Genomic DNA, 21902 nt, shown 5'->3' with positions numbered 1-21902 from the left:
TAGGAAGGACGGGAAGGGCCGTTTTAAGCGCGTAAGCCGCGCAGCGGTCAAACGCAGTCTTCGCGTGTTTCGAGTTTGGCGCGCGACGGGCTCAGACCGCTGCACGGTGTTTCACCGCCACGTCATTTCGATTCGCCTCCCGCACGGCAGCCCGCTTGCGTGGGAAAACCTATGGGACTTTTCGACCGCTTCTTCGCCCCCCGCCAAGCCAAACCGGCAGCCCCCCAAGCCACTCCAAAACCAGAATCAGACACCGCCGAAACTGCTGCGACAGCCCGTGCAGTCACTCCAAGCGGAACTGTGAAGCCCTTACTTGCCGAAGCCCGCGACCGGCTCGATGCGAAAGACACGCAAGCCGCACTCGCGATTTACGAAAAGCTCCTCGCCGAAGACAGCGGCGTCGCCGCCCGCGCCGACGTGCTCGTCACCATCTCTGGCGACCTGGGCAGCACCGGCCACCTGCGCGAAATCACCGAACTCGTAGGCCCGCACTACGACGCTCAAAAACACGGCCCCGCCACCGGCCTCAACCTCCTGCAAGCCTACATCGCGCTGCGCAATGTCGATGCCGCGCAACACATCCTCGACATCCTCTTCGGCCTCGGGCGGCCCGAACTCGAAGACCGACTTCACGGGTTTTCCAACGCGATTGCCGAGTTGATGGCCCAAGGCCAATTCGCCCCCAACGCACCCGTCTCGCCCAGTGTCGGACCGGCAGAAACGAGCGCCGCTACCGGGACTGCCCCAAGCCCGAGTGCACACGTTAGCTTAGTCACTATCAGCAAACCCATCTGGAGCTACGGGCTGGAGGACGCCCTCGGCGAACTCTTCCCGGTCCGCGAGGCCGAGAAGAACGTGCGCCGCGTGGCCTTTGCCCAACTCGCAGTGCTTGGGCTCGAAGACACGCACGAACTCGCCGCAAAACCCGAAGACGAACTCGGCCGCCTCTCGCGCGCGATTCCGCTCTGGCTTGCCGAAACGTTTAGCTACTCTCCCCTCTACGCGCCGCTGGCCGCCGTCGGCGTGCGCCACAGCTCGGGAACCCCCGGCCACTACGCGCTCTTCCCCAGCGAATGGACGACCGAAAACCTCCGCCAACTCGTCGAAGCCTCGGGAGCTGAGGCGAGAGGGCTTGATTACATTTTCACCGGCTCGCTTCAGGAAAAAAACGCAGACACCACGCTCACCCTCCGCGTGTGGGAGGTGCGCAAATTCCGCGAACGCAAAAAAATCGTCCTCCGCTGGACGCCCGCCAGCGCCGACGCCGAACTCGCCAAACTCCACGCTTATCTGCGTCAATTCATGGAGTGGAGAGACGGCAGCGCAGGCGAGCCCCGTGCGGCCGCACTCCGCTACTCGCCACCCGCGCAAGCGCTGCGCTGGCTACACACGCTCGGCACTTCGCTCACGCTCTTTCTCGCCGGAAAAGACGTCCTCGCACGCGACCAAATCCCGCCCCTCAAAGCGCTGATCCGCGACGCACTCAGCGCGGCTCAACGCGAGAAGGAAAGCACCGCCACAGCGCTAGCCTCACTCACACTCCTCGCCCGCGCCCGAGACCTCCGCGCAATCGACGAAACCGACCTCGTCGAACTCACCAAAACACTGGACGCAGCGACTTCACTTGACGACGGCTCCGCACGCACTTCGCCCGACTCCGAGCAAAGCAAACAAGTCGCCACCGCCCGCAGCGCCCTAGCCCTCTAAGCAAGCAGTCCGAACAAATGACCAACTCACTGCGCGCAGCCCCACGCTGTTTTACAGCGAGCTCGTTGGCGACAGGACAAAGCAGGTAACTTTTTTCCACTGCGCGTGGGGCGGCAGGCTGTGCCTGCACCCGTTTAATTTGGGAATTGGCCTCGTCGCTTCGCGACGAAACCAATTCCCAAATTTGAAGTCCCTTCCCTTGTCGCGTTGCGACAAGGAGGAGAAAGTAGAGTGATAACCCGTTTGGGCGAAGTGGGGAAAATCACCAGTAAACTCGCCGCCTCCAAGTTTGGGTTCCTTTCTACCGAGCGCTTGGCTGCCGTGCGAATGCACGGCAACCAAGCGTTCGGTAAATGGGTGCAGCGACACGCTGCCGCACCACGCGTAGTGGAGAAAAAAGGATCTCTCACGCGCTAGCTGGCGCTGGCGGCTAGCTGACCGCAGCCCGCCGCGATGTCGATGCCGCGCCGTTGGCGCACGGTCGAAGGGATGCCAAACTCCTCAATCAACACGCGCTGAAAGGCCCGAGCCGCTTCGCTGCGTGTCGCCGCCCCCGCATAGCCCTTGGTCGGGTTGAGCGGGATGAGATTCACCTGCGCGGGCAGTCCGGCAAGCAGCCTCCCGACTTCACGCGCCTGCTCCGGCGAATCGTTTTTCCCCTCAATCAGCGTCCACTCGTAAAAAATCCGCCGCCCCGTCTCGGCACTGTAAGTGCGGCATGCGTCCATCAGTTGGGCCAGCGGCCACTTGCGCGCAGTGGGGACGATCGCCGCGCGCTCTTCTTGGTTCGCCGCGTGCAGAGAGACGGCGAGGTGCACGCGTCGCTGCTCGCGCGCCAGCCGCAAAATCCCGGGCACTACCCCCACGGTCGAAAGCGTGATCCGCTCGGCCGCAATCGCGAGCCCCGTGCCGTCGCTCAAAATCTCCACCGCACGCATCACCGCCTCGTAGTTGTGCAAAGGCTCGCCCATGCCCATCAACACGATGTTCCTAAGCCGCTGGGATGCATCTCGCACGGACACTTTGGCACGCGATGCAGGGTTGGTGACGGATGGTAATCCGCACGCGTCGCCTCCAAGTAATGCTCTTTGGACGTACACGGCTTGAGCCACGATTTCGCCCGCAGTGAGGTGGCGCGTGTAGCCGCGCTGGCCCGTTGCGCAAAACACACAGCCCATCGCGCAACCGACCTGCGAACTCACGCACGCGGTCACCCGCCCTGTGTAGCGCATCAGCACCGTCTCGATTCGCTCGCCATCGTGCAAGCCGAGCAGGAATTTGCGCGTAAACCCATCGCTCGAGTCGCCCTCCAGCACCGCAGGCAAAGTGCCCAGTGTCGCCCGCTCCTCGAGCAGCGCACACACCCGCGGCGGCACGCAGCCCACCGCTCGCAGCTCGGCAAAATCCCGCACGCAGTCCCAATAGAGCGCACGCCACGCTGGCCCGGCGTGCACGGGATTTACGCCCCAAGCCGCCAAGACCTCGCCCAGCTCGGCCCGCGTCAGCGAATACAAATCAACACGTGGGCGAGCTGGCATGCTGAGGTCTTCCGGATGGCAGCAAGGCGAGCAAACCCTACTTTTTCTTCTTACTCTGAGCTTTGAGGTGCTCTTCTAGGGCGTCCGCCACCTTATTATCAATCCCCTCCCTGGCGAAAACCTGTTCTACGTATTTTTTGATATCACCCGAAACGAAAGGCTCACGCCTCTCATAGCGCCCGAAGTCATAGCTATTACGCGTAATGGAGAGATTGGGGTAGTCATCAGATTTTTCGAGCCAAAGCGAGTTCCAGTGACGCATGTACTGGATCGCATATGCCTTTGCATATTCTTCCGCTCGGCTAGAGAAACGCGGGGGGATGGGCACTTTGATATTCGGCTGAAGCCCGAGGCCGCCGATTTTATCCACTACCATCTCGCTCACGTTTTGATCACCAGTGTAGCGAACTTTCTGAAGGTACGCTTGGGCTTCTCGCTCCACTTTCCGGTAGAATGAGTCGCCCTTGCGGGGATTCCCTTTCAGAAAGTGATCTCTCACGGCCTGCTCAACCCGCTTATCAATTTCGAGCGGCGGAGTCGTGTTTTTATATTTTTCGCGATCGAAGGTATAAGGCAGGTTTCTCGTAGAGAGCCCTATACCGATATTCCACCACTCCATATATTCGAGCACGTAGGCTTTACGATAGTGATCAGACTTCCCGAACTGTGTCATAGGGATATTGATAGAGATCTGCCTCTCGGTGCCGTTCTCCAGATAAACAGTCACGGTTTCTGCCAGGCCCACCGCACTTAGCAGCGGCAATAACAAGATGAAGGCGAGTGCCTTGGGTAGTTTAATCAGGGTAGTCATGGGTGTTGTTTGTTATGTGGTTGGGAGAATTAGGAAAGGGGGCAAGCAGTGTCACGCGGACACGATGGCTGTCACGCGGATTTCGACGCGCATCTTTGGGTCACCGAGTGCGGCGACGCCGAGAAGCGTCCATATTGGCGCATGGTTGGGCATATGTTTACGAAACAGCTCGGTCATAATTGTGTTCACCTCGGGAGTGAAGCCGACGTGGTAAGAATTAACCTGAATGACGTGTTCCCAGCTCGCTCCCGCGCAAGCGAGTGTCCGGCCCACATTTTCAAAGGCTTGGGCGATCTCGTCGCGCAGCTCGGCGTGCGGAAATTGAAAATCATCCGTCCACCCGCCTTGCCCGCTGGTCTCGATACGAGCCCCCACGCGCACGGCTTGCGAATAGTGGAAGGTCTTTAGCTGCCGCTCGCCATAGCCGGGTGTCGCAAAAAAGGCTGGGGTATCGCTCATAATAAGTAGGAAGCAGGGGGGGTTTAGAAAGGGAGCGGGCTTTTGAGTTCGTTGTGGGCAAATTTGTTCCGAGGGTCTTGAAGCGGGAACAGCCCCTAGAAGAAAGTGTAATACTCACCTTCGCTGAGGCGGCGGATAAGCAGTGCAAGCTCCAGTGCGTGATAATCACCCCACATGGAGGATTCGCCACAAGGGATGCGCTGGCCTTTGGGCACGTAGTCCCAGCCATTGGGCCGGTGGTACACGCTGTGCAAGAGTAGCCCTTGGTGTTTGGGATCAGTAGAAAGATAAGGCTCGGCAAAGAGCGTGTCGGCGATGGTGAGCCCAGCCTGAAAATAACGACGGGCGCCGGCCTCATCGCCACGGCCTTTTAGGTAAGTCCCCAAGCGAATAAGGCCTTGGGCGGCGATCGCGGCGGCGGAGCTATCGACGGGCTCGTGCGCGTTGTAGGGATCGGCAGGGTGGGCCCTGTAGTCGCCAAGTTGGTGCGTGTTGAGCGCGGCGCTGTCCCAGTAGGGCACCCCGTCGAGCGCAGAGTAGCCGTCGATGTAATAGTCACTCGCCGCTCTCGCGGTTTCGAGATACAGGTCGGCGACGGCAGCGCGACCGCCCACAGCACGGAGCTCACCCGTGCCGATGGTTTCCAAAAACTCGAGCTGCTCGGCGTAGCCACAAATGATCCAAGCGGCCCCGCGCGTCCAAGTCGTAAAGGGCGAGTAACCTTGCTGTGTACTCGGGCAACGGAACTGGCCGTCGTTGCGGTTAAAGATCGACTCGTGCGCCACGCGGCCTCGGACGTCGTAGGCGTCGCGCCCTTGGCCAAAGAAGACGTTGTAGCGCGCAGTCGTGGCGGCGTGCTCGACCGCGCGGTGCAGCAGGTTTATCCGCCGGTCGCCCTCCCCCATCAGCGCATGGCCGAGCGAGTGCGCCAGCACCAGCGCACGCAGGCTGCGGATCGTATCGGCAAAGAGCGACTGCGGCCCGTTAAACGAGTACAGGTAGCCGCTGGGGACTAGACCGCGGCAGCCGCCGCCCTCGCCGGTTTTCGGCGTGCGCGGCGACCAAGGCTCGCGCTGGTCGGTCGTCGCGTGCCTCGCCGCCTGCACCGCACCGGAGACTTTTAGCGCGAGCTCGGCATAGTTGAGCTCGTCTTGGTTAAAGGGCATTGCCCCTTCGAGCATCAGGCGGCGCAGGTTCCCGTAGGTGGACACGTTGTTAAACCCGTGGTCGTGCACACCGATGTGCGAAACGTGCGAAGCCATGTGGCGCAGCGTCTTCTCGCGGCCCAACGCCAAAAATGCCTCCTCACCCGTCGCGTCGTACTGGAGCAGTGCCATCCCAAACTGAAAGCCCTGCGTCCACTCCGTCCACCCGCGCGAGGTGTAGCGGCCCTTCACAGTAAAGACAGGCGTGCCTTGCGCGCTGTCCCAACTCGCGTCGATTGAGCGGATCTTTCGCCCAGCAAGCTCGAGGACACGCTCGGTCTTTTTGAGCAACTTTTGCGGGGTAATCTGTGAGTTGATTTTCATGGCTAAGGGGCACCTAAAAGTGAGGGCAAAAGCAGAAGAATTCACCGAGCGGGGACGCAGTGTGAGCGGACAGCAGAAACGCTCCACACGCTTCGTCAACGGACTACTCTCAAGCTCCAGCGCAGCCTTCATGCTGCACGCTTATGACGTGATGAGGTAGCACTCGCCCCCTTGCGCGATAGCGGGCCAAGCGGCGATTCTCAGCCGCATGATTAAGAATTTTGCACAAGCATTCCTCCCACTCTTCGTGGCCGTCGATCCGATAGGGCTGGTCGCGATTTTCCTCGCACTGGCACGCGGGACGGCGCGCCCGCAGCGGCAGCGTATCGCCCGCCATGCCCTCCTCACCGGAGGCGGTGTCGCGCTGATTTTCCTGTTTTTAGGGAAGAGCATTTTCGAGGCCATCGGGATTAGCGTAAGCGACTTCCAAGTCGCCGGTGGGCTCATCCTCTTCATCCTCGCCGCGCGCGACCTCATCCACTCCACCTCCGAACTGCCCGAGACCTTGTCCGAAGGCTTCGGTGTAGTGCCGCTTGGGATGCCGCTCATCGCAGGCCCCGCAATGATCGCTGCACTGCTGCTGCTCACGCACACGGTCGGGCTTTGGATGACACTGGCCGCACTCATCTCGAACCTCGGCATCATGGCACTGGCCTTTGCGTACAGCGATTGGCTGGGTGAAAAAATCGGGCAAACAGGGCTGCGAGCGATTTCCAAAATCGTGTCCATGCTGCTCGCTGCGATCGCCATTCACATGATCCGTATCGGTGCGCTGGAGTCACTTAGCTAGGCGGGATAGCGAGGCCGCGCCCCCACTCGCCCAACAGCCCGCAGCAACGCTCTATAACCACAGCGGCAGGCCGGAGCTGGCTCGCCAATCACGCTCTCCCCGGAACACCCAAACCCACGCAGCTAAACTCACCTGCACGGGGATTTTTGCGTAAGGAAGGGGAAAACAGTCGATACGCCCGCGCCGCGCCCTTCTGCTCGCGGCCCTTATGCTGCCGCCCCCTACCCTCCTCGTCCTCGCTGCCGGAATGGGCTCACGCTACGGCGGGCTCAAGCAACTCGACCCGCTCGGCCCTTCGGGCGAGACCGTGCTCGACTACGGCGTGTACGACGCCGCGCGCGCAGGCTTTGGGCGCGTAGTGTTTATTATCCGACGCGATTTCGACGCGCAGTTTCGCAATCAAGTCGGCGCAAAGTACGCCGGGCACCTCGCAGTCGACTACGCTTACCAAGCGCTCGACGCCCTACCCAAGGGCTACCGCATGCCGGAGGGCCGCGAAAAGCCTTGGGGCACGGGCCACGCAGTGTGGTGTGCACGCGAGCAACTCGATGGCCCCTTCGCCGTAATCAATGCCGACGATTTTTACGGAGCCGACTCCTTCGCGCAACTTGCCCAGTTTCTGCAAAATGCGTCGCCCGAAAATGCCTCGAAGGCACGCGCGGCAATGGTCGGCTTCCAACTCAAAAACACGCTTTCAGAAAACGGCGCAGTCTCACGCGGCATCTGCCTCGCCGATGCCCAAAGCGGCCAGCTCCAATCAATCACAGAACACACCGGCATCCTCGCAACCGAGGTAGGCACGGCGCCATCAGCCCGCTATTCGGGCGACGAAATCACCTCGATGAATTGCTGGGGCTTTGGCGCCCCAAGCTCTGCCTTTCTCGACGGACTCGATACAGAACTGCGCCACTTCCTCGACTCACAAGGCCGAGATCTCAAAAGCGAATTCTACCTGCCCGCCGCCGTCTCGGCCCTCATCGCCCGCAACGAGACGACCGTACAACTCCTCCCCACCACGAGCCAATGGTTTGGCGTCACCTATCGCGAAGACCGCGCCCAAGTCGTCGCCCGAATCGCCGCACTCGTCGCGGCGGGCGAGTACCCGAAAAAACTCTTTTAACCCACGCCCCTCACTCCACGCGCCTAACGCCCCATGAGCACTACCCCGCCCCCAGCAAAGCTCGCCGAGGTCCTCAATCTCTTTGAAATCGAAGGCCGCTTTGCCAACGCCACCGCCTACGGCAGCGGCCATATCAACGACACCTTCCTCGTCCACTGCGAAGCCCCCACCGGACAAGCCCGCCGCTACATCGCACAGCGAATCAACGACCGGATTTTTAAAAACATCCCTGCGCTGATGGATAATGTGAAGCGCGTGACCGAGCACCTCGCGCGAAAAGTAGCTCCGCCCAAGCGCAACCGCCAACTCACCCTAATCCCCACCGTAGACGCTGCCCCCTACGCTCGCGATGCAGACGGTGAGTGGTGGCGCATTTACGACTTTATCGAAGGAGCCCACACCATCGACCGCGTCACCACAGTCCACCAAGCCCGCGAAACCGCACACGCTTTTGGCGACTTCCAAGCCCAGCTCAGCGATCTGCCCGGCCCACGCCTACACGAAACGATCCTCAACTTTCACAACACTCGCAGCCGTTTCGACAGCTTCCGCGTCGCGCTGGCCACTGACTCCCTCGGGCGCGCCTCCAACGCCCAACCCGAAATTGACTACGCCCTCTCGCTCGAAGCCGACTGTGACCCGCTCCTCGAGCTACTCGCACGCGGCGAGGTCTCCGAACGCATCACTCACAACGACACCAAGATTAATAACGTGATGCTGGACAACGCGACAGGCCGCGCCGTCGCCGTCATCGACTTCGACACCCTCATGCCCGGACTCCCACTCTACGACTTCGGCGACATGGTGCGCACGGCCACCAGCTCCACACTCGAAGACGACCCCGACCCCGCCAATATGCGCTTTGAAGTCACACTTTTCGAAGCCCTCGTCGAAGGCTACCTCGGCTCCGAAATCGGCCCTGTGCTCAACGCCACCGAGCGCGCCCACCTGGGATTCGCTGGCAAACTCATGACCTACGAAACCGCACTGCGCTTCCTCACCGATTACCTGCAAGGCGACGTGTATTTCAAAACCCAATACCCCGATCACAACCTCGTGCGAGCCCGCACCCAACTCGCCCTCGTACGCTCCATCACCGCGCAAACGGACGCGGTTAACTCGATCCTCGAAAGCCATATCGACTAACATTTCCGCAAGCGCACAACACCGCCATCACCCTGACGGCCCGCCAACACTTGACGACGGCTCGGCGACTAAAGTCGTCCTGTGCACGCCGTCAGGCGGACCGCCAAATAAAGGAGCCTGCGACTTTATGAAATTCTCACAGCCCAAGGCCGACATCTTTACCCCCGACGGAGCAGACCCCGCCACTGCCCTCGCCCGCACCACTCACCTCTGCGTTCTCGCTCACCAAGATGATATCGAGATCAACGCCTACCCCGCCGTCGCCGAGTGCTTTGGTCGCGCCGACCGGCACCTAAGCGGCGTAATCGTAACCGATGGCGCGGGCTCTTCGCGCAGCGGCCCTTACGCCAACTACAGCGACGAAGAAATGAAAGCTGTACGCGCCGAGGAGCAGCGCCGCGCCGCACGGCTCGGCGGCTACGGCCTGCAAATCCAGCTCGCCCACCCCAGCTCCGCCGTCAAAGCCCCCAACAACGAGGCCGTGCGCGCCGACCTGCGCATGATTTTCGAAAACTGCCGCCCTCAAGTCGTCTATCTGCACCAGCCGCTCGATAAGCACGACACGCATGTGGCCACCTTTCTGCGAGCACTCGAAGCCATCCGCTCGCTACCACGCCAGGCGCGCCCGCCCCGCGTTCTCGGCGTCGAGGCGTGGCGCAGCCTCGAATGGCTTCTCGCCGAAGATCTCGTTGCGCTCGACGCAAGCGCGCACGACTCGCTCAAACGCCCGCTGATCGAAGTCTTCGCCTCGCAAGTCGTCGGCGGCAAACGCTACGACGACGCCGCCCTAGGCCGCCGCCGCGCCAACGCCACCTTCCTCGACGCGCACGCTAGCGACCAATTGAGTGAACTGTGTTGGGCCATCGACCTCAGCCCGCTCGCTCACGACGACACACTGCGCGTGGAGGACTTCGCCCTCGCCAAAATCGACCGACTGCGGGCGGAAGTCGCCTCGCGCCTCACACGCCTGAGCTAAGGCAACGCCTACGCACGCAGCCGCGCCGCTGCACTCGCTACCGCCACCACGCGTATTTCATACAGGCACAAAAAAACCGGGGAGTGAGAAACTACTCTCACACCCCGGTATGATTTTCTTGATTTTTTATGCTGCTCGGAGCGGCTTACCCCGACGAGCGAGCGGAGACCAGACCGACCGGCCTAGGGCCTTGGGGAGGCTTATGACCGTGCGAATCCAGTTCTGATTATCGATTGCTTGTCCGGCAGTGGCAGGAGCCTCTGCGCAACGCACGGAGATGGGCTCTCCATTGCGGCGCTTGGGCCAACCGGCGTCCTCGATCACCGCGGGGGATTTACCCTCGCCAATCGAGACAAACGCTCCCGTGGGCCCGAAACCCCCAGGCTGCATAACAAACGTAATCCTGTACTTTGTGTTCATGGTCGAACGGAAGGATCGGCTAATTCCAATCCCTCCCAGCCGACCACGAATACGGGTGACAAAGAACAGGCGCTACCTGTGCGAGCCTCAATGCACGCGTCAAGCCGTGTTTTTGACTGTTTCAAAACTGGTACAATTACCCGCCTGCCAAGCCTCTCGACCTCGGCCTGCCCAACGCCGCATGCGCCGCCGCCGCGCAATCGCGGGGCCCGCCAGACCGCTTAGCTTTTCAGCAGCTTGCCCAGTGCCTTGTTGATTTTCTCCAGGTCGCAGTGTTGCGGGTCGTAGCTCTCGCCCAGCCACTCCAGCCACTCGCGCCCGAGTTCGGAGTCCGGCTCGCGGATGCAGTGCAGCATATCGGCAAACGACTCCAGCCCGCCGCAATCCTCGGGCGGCCCAGCGCGCTCACCAGCAGCGCAGTGCGGATACACCTGACCTTTTTCCAAAAGGCCCACATGCTCGACCGTCGCACTCACCCGCCAGCTCTCGCCAAAGTGATACTCGTAGCCAAACCGGCCGAGCTGCTCAATGTTGAGGTCAGAGAGCCGCACGTCACGGTCGTCCTCCACCAGCCAATCATCGCGGCGCACTGGATTCCCCAGCCGCAGCCCATCAAACACGAACGCGTGCGTCTGGTAATCGAACCAATCGAACACCACCTGAATCGCCTCGTGAAGTTGGGAGACCCACATGCTCTCGCGCACGAGTAGTCGCCGCCAAATCACGGGCGCGGTGCCCACGATTTCCAAGCGCAGCGCGAAGACCTTTTCGGGGACCTTCTTGCGCACTTTGGCCGCACTACCTTCGAGGAGCGAAATCATAAATGCGAAGCGGAGTGCAAACCACGCCTGCATGCAACTCTCGCCCCACGCGAGCGGCGCAAAAATGAATCCTGCGCCGTCCTCTATCCCTCTTCACTCCTCAGGACGGCGAGGCCCGCGCTACGACCGCGACGAGCCCCACCGCAAAAACAACTCTGCGACTGCTAAAAGCGCCGCTTCACGTAACCCTCAAAGCGCAATGGCAGCTCCTGGAAAACGATTTGGTGGTTCGAGAAGTTCCCCCCATTGTGCGCCCAATTTCGCCGGTCAAGCGCATTGAGGATATCGAGGTTCACGCTCCAGCGCGGCCCGCGATAAAACACAAATACGTCCACAAAAAGCTGCGCGGGGATGTGGTATTCGTTGGTCAAATTCCCCGGCGCCTCGCTCTGCCAACTCGCCCCCAGCCCCGCGCCAAAGCCGTTTTTGAGTTGGTATGAACCGCTCGTGTTGAACACCAAACGCGAGTGTCCGGCGATCCGATAGTCGCCCGGCGGCAACTTTTCCCAAGTAAAGCCCTTCCCGTTACCACGCCCGCCCGGGCCCGCGCCTTTGGCATACAGGTTGTAAAGCGAAGTGCCGCCAGCTTGGCTCGCAGTCGAGTTATCGAGGCGGGCATCGCTCAGCGCGACGTTGAAGGTCGCGTTAAGCCGCGCATCCGGTTGGTAAACCAACTCCAACTCCGCGCCGCGCGCTTTTAGGTTTTTGCGCCCACCGCCCAGCTCGAACTCGCTGCGTCGCTGGTCGTACAACGCTACTCCTAGGTAGAGCGCATTTTCGCGCAGCGCGAACTTCGCCCCCAGCTCCGCGAGTCGGCTCAGATTCGCAAAGTCATCGGGGTCGATCACGCCGCGCGTCGGGTCGTCTGGGTCCTCCTTGAGGATGATCCCACCGCCCGCCACATGCCCCTGCACCGCGTAAGCGCGCTGGTAAGTCGCATAGAAACTCGCGCGATCCGCCAGACCGCGCGGCCTGTAACGCAAGCTCCCATTCCACGAAAACGCACTCTCGCTGCGTGTATCGCGCCAATCAATACCGCTCGCCTCACCGAGCGGGTCGCGCGCCTTGGCGATGAACCCGTCAAGCCGCCCGCCCACCAGAAGCGCAAGCGAATCGGTCAGCTCGACATCGTCCTGCACAAACAGTGCCGGATTCCACAAGGTCGAGGCACTCGTCTCAGAACTCCCATACGATAGCGGAAAGAACAAGCGCCCGCCCGGCCCGCGAAATCCCTCCCAATACGACTGCGGATAATCGCGCGGGTGATTGTAACGCGCGGCCTTCCCATCCTCCGGCTTCGGCGGCGCACTCAAGTCGTATTGGAAGAAGTATTCGTTAAAGTAATTCGTATAACTCTCGCGCTCCTCGTAGCGCAGCGTGCCGCCCGCGATCAGCGCATGCGGTCGCCCCCAGAGCGCGAAACGCGTATGCCACTCGCTGCGATTCTCAATCGTGAGCTGCTCAGCATATTCCGCGTATTCAAACTCATGATACCGACGACGATTAATGTATTCCCCAAGTGTGCGGTTAATGAATTTCTGGTCGGCGCTCGGTCGCGCCGTCGCGATAAACTGCCCGCGAGTGAGCACCGCGTTGGAAAAATCCCCCGGAGAAAACAACGTCGCATCGCGCCTTATCTTCGCCGTCGTCACTCCATTAATCGTACCCGCGATTGCGCCCGTATCAGGATTGAGCCCCAGGTCGGGCAAGGCACCGCTGTAATAAATCCCGTGGTCAATCAGCTCCTGCGTAGGCCGGTTTACCCCTAGGAGCTGCGGCGATGCCTGCCAAAGGACCTGCGCGTTGGCGTCCAGCGTGAGCCCGCCGCTGCTGCTGCCCGACGGCCGCCGAGTCCATGCGAGAAACAAATCCTGGCGGTCGTCGCGCGCACCCGCTCGGCGAAAGAAAGTCTTATCCGCCTTGCCCTCGTAGCTCACGCGCCACGCCGAGCGGCCATCCGCAGTCGGTGCAGTCGTATCGACTTGCCACGAACCATTGAGCCAAGAGGCCGAGCCCGCGCCGCCGCCCGGCACCCAAGTGCCCACGCGCAAGGTCAGCGTCGTCTCCGGGATAAACTGCGGCTGCTTCGTCACGTAGTTCACATAGCCACCGGTGAAAAACCCACTGCCGTAAATCGCCGAGCCCGGCCCACGCACGACGTCGATCGCCTCGATGCCATTAAACGACGGGAACACGCCAAAATAGTTATAACTGATCCGCTGGCCGTTGAGAAAAGTCTCTGCCACGTCGCCGCGAACGGTAGGCGCAGTGACCTTACCAAAGCTGGCCGCCGCACGCGCCCCAGGCGTGTAGAGCATAAACTCGCGCACGCCACCGATGCCGCGCTCGCGCAACAGGGCTTGCGTGATCGTCGAGGCCGCACGCGGCGTTTCGAGCGGGCTGCGGTAGTCGCCAAAGAGGCCGTCGGTCGCACGCGCGAGCGGGTTAATCGAGTCGGCCAAGGGCAGACCCGCGACTTCGTAGCGATCGAGCTCGACCAAGTCGCTATCGCTAAAGTCGGCCCGATCACCGGAAGAGGCCGCGTCGCTTACGCCGCCAAAGAACAGCGCTGCACTAAGCAGAAGGAAGGGTGTTTTTTGCATGGGTGTGTTGTGTAAGGCTTGCCCGAATACAACCCGATGCGGACTCCCACGGAGGCGGCGGCGCACACGAGTAAACGCGATACCGTCCGTCCATTTTCGTCAGGGGTGGCGCGCTCGCTCTAGAGATGTGCGCCTGCTGTTTCCTTCGTCGGCATGATCCGTTTCAGGTTCGAAGGGTCGAGCAGCCGTAACGCGCCGCAATCTCAGCCCTCCGCGGAGGACACCCCTACAGGCAGGGGCGGTGAAAACGCCGCCCACAACTCAACACAAGCCCAATCTCCACAAAGCCTCAAAATTGAAGCCTATCGCCCCAGCCTTTTTCTCCACTACGCGTGGGGCGGCAGCGTGTCGCTGCACCCGTTCAATTTGGGAATTGGCCCCGTCGCTTCGCGACGGGGCCAATTCCCAAATTTGAAGTCCCTTCCCTTGTCGCGTTGCGACAAGGAGTAGAGTGATAACCCGTTTGGGCGAGGTGGGAAAAATCACCAGTAAACTCCCGTCTCCAAGTTTGGGGTCCTTTTCACAGAGCCGCTTGGCTGCTGTGCGAATGCACGGCACCAAGCGGCTCTGTAAATGGGTGCAGCGACACGCTGCCGCCCCACGCGTAGTGGCTGTTCTAAAACCGCAGCTTCACATAGCCCTCAATGCGCATGGGCAAGTCCTGCCAGATGAGGCTATGGCTGGAGAGGTTATCGCCGTTGTGAAGCCAGTTGCGGCGTTCGAGCACGTTGAGAATATCGAGATTCACGCTCCACTTCGGGCCTCGATAAAACAGATACACATCGAGGAATACCTGCTCGGGGATATGGTATTCGTTGGCGAAATTTCCGAGTTGTTCACTCTGCCAACTGGCCACAAAGCCGGCGCCAAAGCCGCTCTTCAGTTGATAGGATGCGCTGGAGTTGAGCATTAAGCGCGAATGGCCGGTGACGCGGTAGTCGCCCACGGGAAAGCTTTCCCACACAAAGCCACGCCCATTACCGAGGCCACCCGGCCCCGTGCCTGTTTCATAAATATTGTAAAGCGAGTTCCCGCCCGAATGGCTAAGGCTCGTGTTGAGGTAGCGCACATCGGAAAGCGAGGCGTTGAGGGTCGCGTTAAATCGAGCGTTCGGTTGGTAGACGAGTTCGAGCTCTGTCCCCCGCGACTTTAACGTCCTGTTTATGCCGCCGCGCCCGACTTGAATCCGCTGCTGTTCAAAAAGCGCAAGCCCCAGATACAACGCGTTTTCGCTCAGCGCAAACTTCGCCCCCAGCTCGGTGAGCCGGCTTAGCGGGGTAAACTCGCTCGGCTCGATGATCCCGCGTGTCGGGTCATTCGGGTCGCGCTTCAACATGATGCCACCGCCCGACGTATGCCCCTGCACCGAGTACGCACGCTGATAAGTCGCGTAAAACATGCCGCTCCCCACACTGGGCGGCAGGGTGTAGCGCAGGCTGCCATTCCACGAAAACGCGGTCTCGCTGTGTGTATCGCTCCAGTCGATACCAGTAACCGCACCGAGTGGGTCACGCGCCTTGGCCGCATAAGCATCCAGCCGCGCCCCTGCGAGCAACCCGAGCCGCTCGCTCAGCGCAACATCGTCCTGCACAAACAGTGCCGGATTCCACAGGGCCGAATCCGACGTTTCCGGGACTCCTTGAGAAGACGCAAAGAAAAGCCGCCCGCCCGGCCCACCCGGAATCCCCTCCAAATACGAGTCCACGTAATCGCGCACAAAACTGTAAGCGGGCTGCTCTGGCGACTCTGCGCCGCGCGGCGCGCTCAAGTCGTATAGAAACGGGTAGCCGTTAAAATAATTTACGAAGCTCTCGCGCTCCTCGTAGCGCAGCGTGCCGCCCGCGACCAACGCATGCGCACGCCCTAAAAACTCGGCTCGCGCCTGCCACTCGCCTCGTGTCTCAAGCGTAAACTGCTCACGGTACTCAGTGTTTTCATCGCTAGAGTTATAGCGACGCCGGCGGGTGTATTCGCCAAAGGTGCGACTGATAAACTTATGGTCGGCGCTAGGCTGCGCCGTCGCAATAAACTGCGCGCGAGCGAGCAGCGCATTGGAAAAATCCGCTGGCGTTAGCAGCGTCGCATCACGCGGCAGCTTCGCCTTGGTCACGCCGTTAATCGTGCCCGCCGGAGCCCCCGTCTTCGGATTAATCCCGAGGTTGGGCACCGCCCCGCTATAATAAATCCCATGGTCAATCAGCTCCTGCGTGGGCCGGTTTACACCCAGCACCTGCGGCGCTGCCTGCCAGAGGACTTGCGCGTTCGCATCGAGCGTGAGCCCGCCGCTGCTGTGGCCCGCCGGCCGCCGAGTCCATGCGAGAAACAAATCTTGGCGGTCGTCGCGCGCACCCGCTCGGCGAAAGAAGGTCTTATCCGCCTTGCCCTCGTAGCTCAGGCGCCACGCCGAGCGGCCACCCGCAGTCGGTGCAGTCGTATCGACTTGCCACGAACTATTGAGCCAAGAGGCCGCGCCCGCGCCGCCGCCCGGCACCCAAGTACCCATGCGCAAGGTCAGCGTCGTCTCCGGCGTAAACTGCGGCTGCTTCGTCACGTAGTTCACATAGCCACCCGTCAAAAGCCCGCTTCCGTAAATCGCCGAGCCCGGCCCACGCACGACCTCGATTGCCTCCACACCATTGAACGACGGGAGCACGCCAAAACGGTTATAGCTAAGCCGCTGTCCATTGAGAAAAGTCTCCGCCACATCGCCGCGAATATTGGGCGTCGAAAGTGACCCGTAGCTTGATGGCGCACTCGTCCCCGCCGCGTAAGCGGTAAACTCGCGCACACCACTTATGCCGCGCTCGCGCAGCAACGCCTGTGTGACCGTCGACACGGCCCGCGGTGTATCGAGCGGGCCACGCATATCGCCAAAAATCCCATCACTCGCCCGCGCCAACGGATTAATCGAATCCTCGAGCCGCAAGCCCGCGACCTCATAGCGATCAAGCTCAACCAAGTCGCCACCATCGGCAATCGCAGCACGCATAGGGCAAACGACAGTCGCACTGGCAGCGAACAAAGCTAACAAAGAAGATAGGACACGCATAATGTGACGTAAGGGAGGAGCGAATACACCCGATTCGCGCCCCTCTCCCGCCAAAGAAAGACGTATCAAGATACGTATATACACGCAAATCAAGTCCCATTTCCCCAGCTCTCCAAAGTGCCCAAAGAAGCCCCCCATCTAGTGTTTGCGCGAACAGCGCGAGTCGCACTCGCCCGCCCCCTACTTCACCTCAAACCAAAACGGGGCAAAGCGCTCGGTGCCGGCGTGGTTGACCTGCGCCCACGCGACGTAGCGGCCGGGGCTGGGGATCAGTACGCGAAAGGTGAGCGCGGGGTTTTGCGGATCGGGCGGCGTGTTTAGGTCAGTCTCTTGCGGGTGCAGGTGCGCGAAGCCGGTGCGCCCGATGTCAAAGGCAACGACATGGGCAAAGGCGTCCATTATCGGCAAAAGCGGCACTTCGCCGCCGTCCGCGCGCGAAAGGGCCAGCCGCATCGTCACTTCGCGCCGCGCGCGGACTTCAGAGGTCGCCTCGGCCTGCGCCGCCTTTGTCGCGCCTTTTTCGGCGATCGGCTTGAGCTCGAAATCGACTCCGGCGATTTGCGAGCGCCACGACGGCACTTGAGCGGCGGTGACCTCCTCCGCGCTCGGCGCTGCCCCCTCCACAAGGACTTGTGCCGAAGCATAAAGCCCGAGCCCCGTCGCCGCCGGGGTAAAGTCGGCAAAAATCCGATACTCGCCGCCGTAACGCGGCGTGAAGCTAAACTGCCACTCGCCGGGCGTATCGGTCGGCTGCGGGTGGATGTGGTGGTAGTCCAGCAAGTCCGGGTCGATGATCATCAGGTGCAGAAACTCGGTGTGCACGCGCCACAGGTCTGCAGGCCCGATCGCCTTTCCTTGATAGGTCGTAAGCCGCAGCGTGGTCGTCCACTCCTCGCCCGCGCGGGGCACGGCGGCACTCGGCGAGAGCGCGAGGCTGACCGGCGAGCGCACATTCACCACGGGTAAAAACTGCGGGTTTCCCGGGTCGCACATTTGCAGGGTGTTTTCGCCCTCCACGCGAAAGTCCATGTGGCTCAAGTTCGTGCCAGTCGGCATCACCCGAAACCCGACATAGACCGCGACCGCGACCGCAGTAATCGCGCCGATTTGCGCAATCGCAGACCGCTGCTTTTTTGGGCGCGAGGCGCGTGGGCCTCGCGTCACCTCAGGGTTAGTTTCTGGTAACTCTCCCATACGCGCGCGACTCACTGCCGATGCATTTTAGCGACGAAGTCGCGCGGCTCCCACTGCGTGCCATCCGCGCGGTGAATGATGCGGCCATCGGTATCGATGAGCAGCGTGGCGAGCGTGTGGTTAATGAGTGGGCCCTCGAATTTTGCCAAAACACCGAACTGGGCGAGCAAGTCGCGGATGGCGCGCTCGGGGCCGGTCAAAAAACTAAAGTTCACCGTATCAATGCCGCGCGCGGCGGCGTAATCGCGAAGCACTCCCGGGCTGTCATACTCGGGGTCGAGCGTGATGGAGATGAGCTCCAAATTTTGCACGCCCGCTTCCGCAGCGAGCCGCTGCGTCTCCATCATTTTCATCGTCGCGGCGGGGCACATCGTGGCGACGGGGCAACGGGTATAGATAAAGTTAAGCATGACCTGTTTGCCGCGAAAACGGGTGCTTTGGACGACTGCGCCCGTCTGGTCGTAGAGCGTGAACCCGGGCAGCGATTCGCCGACCTCGCGATAGACGCCACGCCCGCGAATCATCGTATCCTGGCGCAGTGCATCGGCACCGGCCTTCACGAGGCTGTCGCTCATCGGGTCGAGCGGCCAAATCTCGACAAGCCGATAAGGGCCGCCGTCTTGCGGAATCATTTTGGCGCGAATCTTTTGGCCGACTTGCGCGTTAGCGACGTCGCCCGCCGAAACGGAAAACTCCATCACCATCTCTGGCATATAATCGGGGATTTCCTCGTGGTGCACGACGAGGATGCGCGCCGCCGCATCCACTGAGATCACTTCACCGACGAGCGGGTAGCCCGTTTCCTGCGCGGACTCGGCTTCGGCGGGAGGGGCATTTCGATCACAGCTCGCCGCAAAAATAAGAAGTCCGAAGAGGCCCACACGAGTAGCCCGAGTAATGCTCTGCATGCGTTGAGGGATTGGTCCCGGGAAATAATTGTCAAAGAGTTTGCCGCAAGTAGCGGGCGGGCTTCTATCCCGCATTTCTTGTTCTGATGAGTGACCGCAACCCGCCACAAACCGAGCCGCCCATGTCGAAAGCGGCCTCCCTCGCCTCTGCGCGAAAAGGAGGCGAGGCCCTGTCTACGACTGCCGCGCGCCGCCAAAAAAATGGGGTCTGCGGCCTCCCGAAATACAACGCGCCGCTAGCGTGGGTCGCTGCCTTGGGTGCGGCGTGGGTGTTCGTCCTCGTGGCCCTAGGCGCGTTTACCACAAGTATCGGCGCAGGGATGATTTTCCCCGACTGGCCGCTCTCGAACGGCTCGATCAATCCCGAAGGCTGGCTCCAAAACATCGCCATGTTTGCCGAACATTCGCACCGGCTAAGCGGCATGGTCATGGGGTTAATCACGATCACGCTCGCCGTGTGGCTGTGGCGCAGCGAAGAGCGGGCTTGGCTGCGGCGCGCGGGCTGGGCGGCCTTGGCAATCGTCATCATCCAAGGAATCATCGGCGGGAAACGCGTGCTGCTGGATTCGCTCTCCGTGCCGGGCTTTGAGATGACTTACGGGCAAATGCTACGAATCCCGCACGGGATTTTGGCTCAAGTCTATGTGTGTCTCTTAATCGCAATCGCCGCCGGACTCTCGCGCGGCTGGGTAGAGCGCGCGGCGGGGCGCCTGCCGCCCTCCGCCGGGCTACGCCGCACGGGCGCGCTGTGCGTGGGGCTGCTGCTCGTGCAGCTCACGGTCGCCGCCTCGATGCGGCACAACTTCGCCGGACTCGCCATCCCGACCTTCCCCTACTCGACCGCTGCAAACGACCTCTTACCTGCAAGTTGGGATTACCGGATTGCGCTCAACTTTGCGCATCGTGCCATCGCCGCGCTGCTCGGCGTAGCCCTCCTGTGGTTTGCCGCAAAACTCTGGCGCGAGCGCGGGGCGACGCTCGTCATGCGCTGCGGGGCGTCACTGATGATCGCGCTCCTCGTGTTTCAAATCATGCTTGGCGCGCATGTGATTTGGCAGCTTCGCGAGCCGCACGTCACGACCGGCCATGTCGTCTGCGGGGCCTTGCTCCTGGCTACGACCTTTTGGCTCACCTGCCTCGCTTACCGCGACGTGATTGAGACCGCGAGCAACGCGCGCAGCGAAAGCAGAAAACAGGCCCACACATCATGACCGCGCTTCCCGATACTGCGCCGCCGAAAGCCACGCTCGGCGATTACCTCGCGCTGACTAAGCCGCGACTGAGCCTGATGTCGGTCTTGACCGCACTGATCGGCTACGTCGCCGCGCGCCCACCGTGGATTTTTCTGGAATTTGCCTCGCTGATCGTCGGCACCTGCTTGGCCGCCGCAGGCGTCGCCGCACTCAACCAATGGCTGGAAGCCGACACCGATGCGCGCATGCGGCGCACCGCCACCCGGCCCATCCCCACAGGAAAAATCCCGCCCGGCTCCGCGTTCGTGCTCGGCGCGCTGCTGTGCACGGCCGCGCTCGCTGTGATTTTTGTAAACATCAACGGCATGGCGGCGATCTTTACGCTGCTCACCATCGCGTCCTACGTCGGCTGGTATACGCCCGCAAAACGGCGCTCGCGCTGGTCGACCGAGATCGGCGCGATCGCCGGGGCCTTCCCGCCACTCATCGGCTGGGCGGCGGCCGAGGCGGGGATTTCGCCGCTCGGGTGGATCCTCTTTGGCATCCTCGCCCTGTGGCAAATCCCGCACTTCATGGCGATTGCGTGGGTGTATCGGCGCGACTACTCAGCGGTCGACTTCCCGATGCTGGCCGTGCGCGACGAGAGCGGAAACTGGACTGCCGCGTGGTCGCTCATCAACGCGATCGCACTGCTCGGCGTCAGCCTGCTGCCTTGGTGGCTGGGGCTCGCAAGCGGCTATTATGGCATGGTCGCCGCGCTGAGCGGCCTGTGGTTTTGCTGGCGAGCGTGGCGGTTTCTACGCCCAAGCGACGACCGGAGCGCAAGCGCGGGCGCAGGCAACGCGCGGGAGCTCGCTGCACGCGCGCTCTTTATCACCTCGCTGCTCTACCTGCCCGTCGTGCTGATGGGGCTACTCGCCGACCGGCTCCTCTTTTTTTAGGGAAAACTTAAGAACACAAATGCAAGTTAACGACATTCCGGCACTCAACGCCGGGCTCAACGCACTGGCGACCGTGCTCCTCACGGTGGGCTTTATCGCAATCAAGTGCGGCAAGCGCGAACTGCACCGACGCATCATGATCGGGGCCTGCACGGTCTCGGCAGTGTTTCTCGTCGGCTACGTGACGCACAAGGCACTCGTGCGCGGCGTGCACACGCCCTTCGGCGGTGAAGGCGCGATACGCACCGTGTATTACGCGATGCTCCTCTCGCATGTGCTGCTCGCGATGTCGATCGCCTACCTCGTGCCGCGCACCTTTTTGCTGGCGATTCGGGGCGACACCGTACGCCACCGCGCGTGGGCACGCTGGACCTTCCCCATCTGGTATTACGTATCGATCACCGGCGTGCTCGTGTATCTGTTTTTGTACCGCTGGTACTAGGGGCTGTTCGCGTTTGAGACGCGAGCCGCGCTGATACGCTTTTTCCCACTACGCGTGGGGCGGCAGCGTATCGCTGCACCCATTTAGATTTTGGTTTCGCCTCTGCGCGTCGCGCAGAAACGAAACCAAAATCTGAAAAGGGCCCCAAACTTGGAGGCGGGAGTTTACTGGTGATTTTTCCCACCTCGCCCAAACGGGTTATCACTCTACTTTCCCTTTTACTGCTCTCCCTGTCGCAACGCGACAGGGAGAATC

At 61.4% G+C, this 21902-nt stretch carries 19 protein-coding genes and 1 riboswitch; of the genes, 9 read left to right on the top strand and 10 right to left on the bottom strand.

All coding sequences use genetic code 11. The features are described 5' to 3' along the window. Positions 1-300: 300 nt before the first annotated feature. Complete coding sequence (locus tag AXK12_RS05920; protein ID WP_068712463.1) at positions 301-1707, top strand: hypothetical protein; 1407 nt, start codon at positions 301-303, stop codon at positions 1705-1707. A gap of 231 nt (positions 1708-1938) precedes the next feature. Next, on the top strand, positions 1939-2124 hold the full coding sequence (locus AXK12_RS09080; RefSeq protein ID WP_156468899.1) for a hypothetical protein: 186 nt from the start codon (positions 1939-1941) through the stop codon (positions 2122-2124). Here the strand turns inward: AXK12_RS09080 and rlmN are convergent. The 4 genes from rlmN to AXK12_RS05900 all read right to left on the bottom strand — a co-directional run bounded on the left by rlmN (position 2121) and on the right by AXK12_RS05900 (position 6044). Further along, positions 2121-3245: a dual-specificity RNA methyltransferase RlmN gene (rlmN, locus tag AXK12_RS05915; protein ID WP_068712461.1), complete on the bottom strand. Its 1125-nt coding sequence runs from the start codon at positions 3243-3245 to the stop codon at positions 2121-2123. The two genes, AXK12_RS09080 and rlmN, sit on opposite strands and share 4 nt — an antisense overlap. 37 nt (positions 3246-3282) lie before the next feature. Beyond that, complete coding sequence (locus AXK12_RS05910) at positions 3283-4056, bottom strand: hypothetical protein (protein WP_068712459.1); 774 nt, start codon at positions 4054-4056, stop codon at positions 3283-3285. 51 nt (positions 4057-4107) lie between these two features. Next, positions 4108-4515, bottom strand: coding sequence for a RidA family protein (locus AXK12_RS05905; RefSeq protein ID WP_068712457.1), 408 nt, complete (start codon positions 4513-4515; stop codon positions 4108-4110). 95 nt (positions 4516-4610) lie between these two features. Next, positions 4611-6044 carry a glycosyl hydrolase gene (locus AXK12_RS05900; protein WP_068712455.1) on the bottom strand — a complete coding sequence of 478 codons (1434 nt, stop codon included), beginning with the start codon at positions 6042-6044 and terminating at the stop codon, positions 4611-4613. Between the two features lie 208 nt (positions 6045-6252). Between AXK12_RS05900 and AXK12_RS05895 the strand changes: the two genes are divergently transcribed. The 4 genes from AXK12_RS05895 (at position 6253) to AXK12_RS05880 (ending at position 10076) form a co-directional block, all read left to right on the top strand. Next, complete coding sequence (locus tag AXK12_RS05895; protein WP_068712453.1) at positions 6253-6834, top strand: MarC family protein; 582 nt, start codon at positions 6253-6255, stop codon at positions 6832-6834. A 208-nt stretch (positions 6835-7042) separates the two neighbouring features. Continuing rightward, positions 7043-7954 (top strand): nucleotidyltransferase family protein, encoded by a 912-nt coding sequence (locus tag AXK12_RS05890; RefSeq protein ID WP_068712451.1) that lies wholly within the window; start codon positions 7043-7045, stop codon positions 7952-7954. 33 nt (positions 7955-7987) lie between these two features. Beyond that, positions 7988-9100: a phosphotransferase enzyme family protein gene (locus AXK12_RS05885; protein ID WP_068712449.1), complete on the top strand. Its 1113-nt coding sequence runs from the start codon at positions 7988-7990 to the stop codon at positions 9098-9100. A gap of 127 nt (positions 9101-9227) precedes the next feature. Next, the gene (locus tag AXK12_RS05880) at positions 9228-10076 is read left to right on the top strand and encodes a PIG-L deacetylase family protein (RefSeq protein WP_068712447.1); all 849 of its coding nucleotides are present in this window, start codon (positions 9228-9230) and stop codon (positions 10074-10076) included. A 126-nt stretch (positions 10077-10202) separates the two neighbouring features. On the opposite strand, the gene AXK12_RS09075 is transcribed toward AXK12_RS05880, so the two are convergent. The 6 genes from AXK12_RS09075 to AXK12_RS05855 all read right to left on the bottom strand — a co-directional run bounded on the left by AXK12_RS09075 (position 10203) and on the right by AXK12_RS05855 (position 19071). Beyond that, positions 10203-10496, bottom strand: coding sequence for a hypothetical protein (locus AXK12_RS09075; RefSeq protein WP_156468898.1), 294 nt, complete (start codon positions 10494-10496; stop codon positions 10203-10205). A 221-nt stretch (positions 10497-10717) separates the two neighbouring features. Beyond that, entirely contained in the window at positions 10718-11317 is a 600-nt protein-coding gene (locus AXK12_RS05875; protein WP_197457011.1) for a plasmid pRiA4b ORF-3 family protein, read from the bottom strand. 164 nt (positions 11318-11481) lie between these two features. Beyond that, positions 11482-13920 carry a TonB-dependent receptor gene (locus AXK12_RS05870; RefSeq protein ID WP_068712442.1) on the bottom strand — a complete coding sequence of 813 codons (2439 nt, stop codon included), beginning with the start codon at positions 13918-13920 and terminating at the stop codon, positions 11482-11484. 123 nt (positions 13921-14043) lie between these two features. Next, a riboswitch (TPP riboswitch) is annotated at positions 14044-14158 on the bottom strand. 378 nt (positions 14159-14536) lie between these two features. Then, positions 14537-16909 (bottom strand): TonB-dependent receptor, encoded by a 2373-nt coding sequence (locus AXK12_RS09500; RefSeq protein ID WP_068712440.1) that lies wholly within the window; start codon positions 16907-16909, stop codon positions 14537-14539. A gap of 240 nt (positions 16910-17149) precedes the next feature. After that, positions 17150-18163: a hypothetical protein gene (locus tag AXK12_RS05860; protein ID WP_068712438.1), complete on the bottom strand. Its 1014-nt coding sequence runs from the start codon at positions 18161-18163 to the stop codon at positions 17150-17152. An 11-nt stretch (positions 18164-18174) separates the two neighbouring features. Further along, positions 18175-19071, bottom strand: a complete 897-nt coding sequence (locus AXK12_RS05855) for an SCO family protein (protein ID WP_068712436.1) — start codon at positions 19069-19071, stop codon at positions 18175-18177. Between the two features lie 86 nt (positions 19072-19157). Between AXK12_RS05855 and AXK12_RS05850 the strand changes: the two genes are divergently transcribed. Genes AXK12_RS05850 through AXK12_RS05840 form a run of 3 tightly spaced genes read left to right on the top strand, consistent with a single transcriptional unit; the run spans position 19158 to position 21647 of the window. Continuing rightward, positions 19158-20282, top strand: a complete 1125-nt coding sequence (locus AXK12_RS05850) for a COX15/CtaA family protein (RefSeq protein WP_231863558.1) — start codon at positions 19158-19160, stop codon at positions 20280-20282. Then, positions 20279-21205: a heme o synthase gene (gene cyoE, locus AXK12_RS05845; protein ID WP_068712434.1), complete on the top strand. Its 927-nt coding sequence runs from the start codon at positions 20279-20281 to the stop codon at positions 21203-21205. Before AXK12_RS05850 ends, cyoE begins: the two co-directional genes overlap by 4 nt. 19 nt (positions 21206-21224) lie before the next feature. Next, on the top strand, positions 21225-21647 hold the full coding sequence (locus AXK12_RS05840; protein WP_068712432.1) for a DUF420 domain-containing protein: 423 nt from the start codon (positions 21225-21227) through the stop codon (positions 21645-21647). The last annotated feature ends 255 nt before the right edge of the window (positions 21648-21902 follow it).

It is taken from the genome of Cephaloticoccus capnophilus, assembly GCF_001580045.1.
Classification (GTDB): domain Bacteria; phylum Verrucomicrobiota; class Verrucomicrobiia; order Opitutales; family Opitutaceae; genus Cephaloticoccus; species Cephaloticoccus capnophilus.
This window is presented reverse-complemented; position numbering and strand designations above follow the sequence as displayed.

Coding starts and splice junctions, on each gene's coding strand:
- rlmN (WP_068712461.1), bottom strand. CDS start 3,245: ATGCCAGCTCGCCCACGTGTTGATTTGTATTCGCTGACGCGGGCCGAG.
- AXK12_RS05910 (WP_068712459.1), bottom strand. CDS start 4,056: ATGACTACCCTGATTAAACTACCCAAGGCACTCGCCTTCATCTTGTTA.
- AXK12_RS05905 (WP_068712457.1), bottom strand. CDS start 4,515: ATGAGCGATACCCCAGCCTTTTTTGCGACACCCGGCTATGGCGAGCGG.
- AXK12_RS05900 (WP_068712455.1), bottom strand. CDS start 6,044: ATGAAAATCAACTCACAGATTACCCCGCAAAAGTTGCTCAAAAAGACC.
- AXK12_RS05895 (WP_068712453.1), top strand. CDS start 6,253: ATGATTAAGAATTTTGCACAAGCATTCCTCCCACTCTTCGTGGCCGTC.
- AXK12_RS05890 (WP_068712451.1), top strand. CDS start 7,043: ATGCTGCCGCCCCCTACCCTCCTCGTCCTCGCTGCCGGAATGGGCTCA.
- AXK12_RS05885 (WP_068712449.1), top strand. CDS start 7,988: ATGAGCACTACCCCGCCCCCAGCAAAGCTCGCCGAGGTCCTCAATCTC.
- AXK12_RS05880 (WP_068712447.1), top strand. CDS start 9,228: ATGAAATTCTCACAGCCCAAGGCCGACATCTTTACCCCCGACGGAGCA.
- AXK12_RS09075 (WP_156468898.1), bottom strand. CDS start 10,496: ATGAACACAAAGTACAGGATTACGTTTGTTATGCAGCCTGGGGGTTTC.
- AXK12_RS05875 (WP_197457011.1), bottom strand. CDS start 11,317: ATGATTTCGCTCCTCGAAGGTAGTGCGGCCAAAGTGCGCAAGAAGGTC.
- AXK12_RS05870 (WP_068712442.1), bottom strand. CDS start 13,920: ATGCAAAAAACACCCTTCCTTCTGCTTAGTGCAGCGCTGTTCTTTGGC.
- AXK12_RS09500 (WP_068712440.1), bottom strand. CDS start 16,909: ATGCGTGCTGCGATTGCCGATGGTGGCGACTTGGTTGAGCTTGATCGC.
- AXK12_RS05860 (WP_068712438.1), bottom strand. CDS start 18,163: ATGGGAGAGTTACCAGAAACTAACCCTGAGGTGACGCGAGGCCCACGC.
- AXK12_RS05855 (WP_068712436.1), bottom strand. CDS start 19,071: ATGCAGAGCATTACTCGGGCTACTCGTGTGGGCCTCTTCGGACTTCTT.
- AXK12_RS05850 (WP_231863558.1), top strand. CDS start 19,158: ATGAGTGACCGCAACCCGCCACAAACCGAGCCGCCCATGTCGAAAGCG.
- cyoE (WP_068712434.1), top strand. CDS start 20,279: ATGACCGCGCTTCCCGATACTGCGCCGCCGAAAGCCACGCTCGGCGAT.
- AXK12_RS05840 (WP_068712432.1), top strand. CDS start 21,225: ATGCAAGTTAACGACATTCCGGCACTCAACGCCGGGCTCAACGCACTG.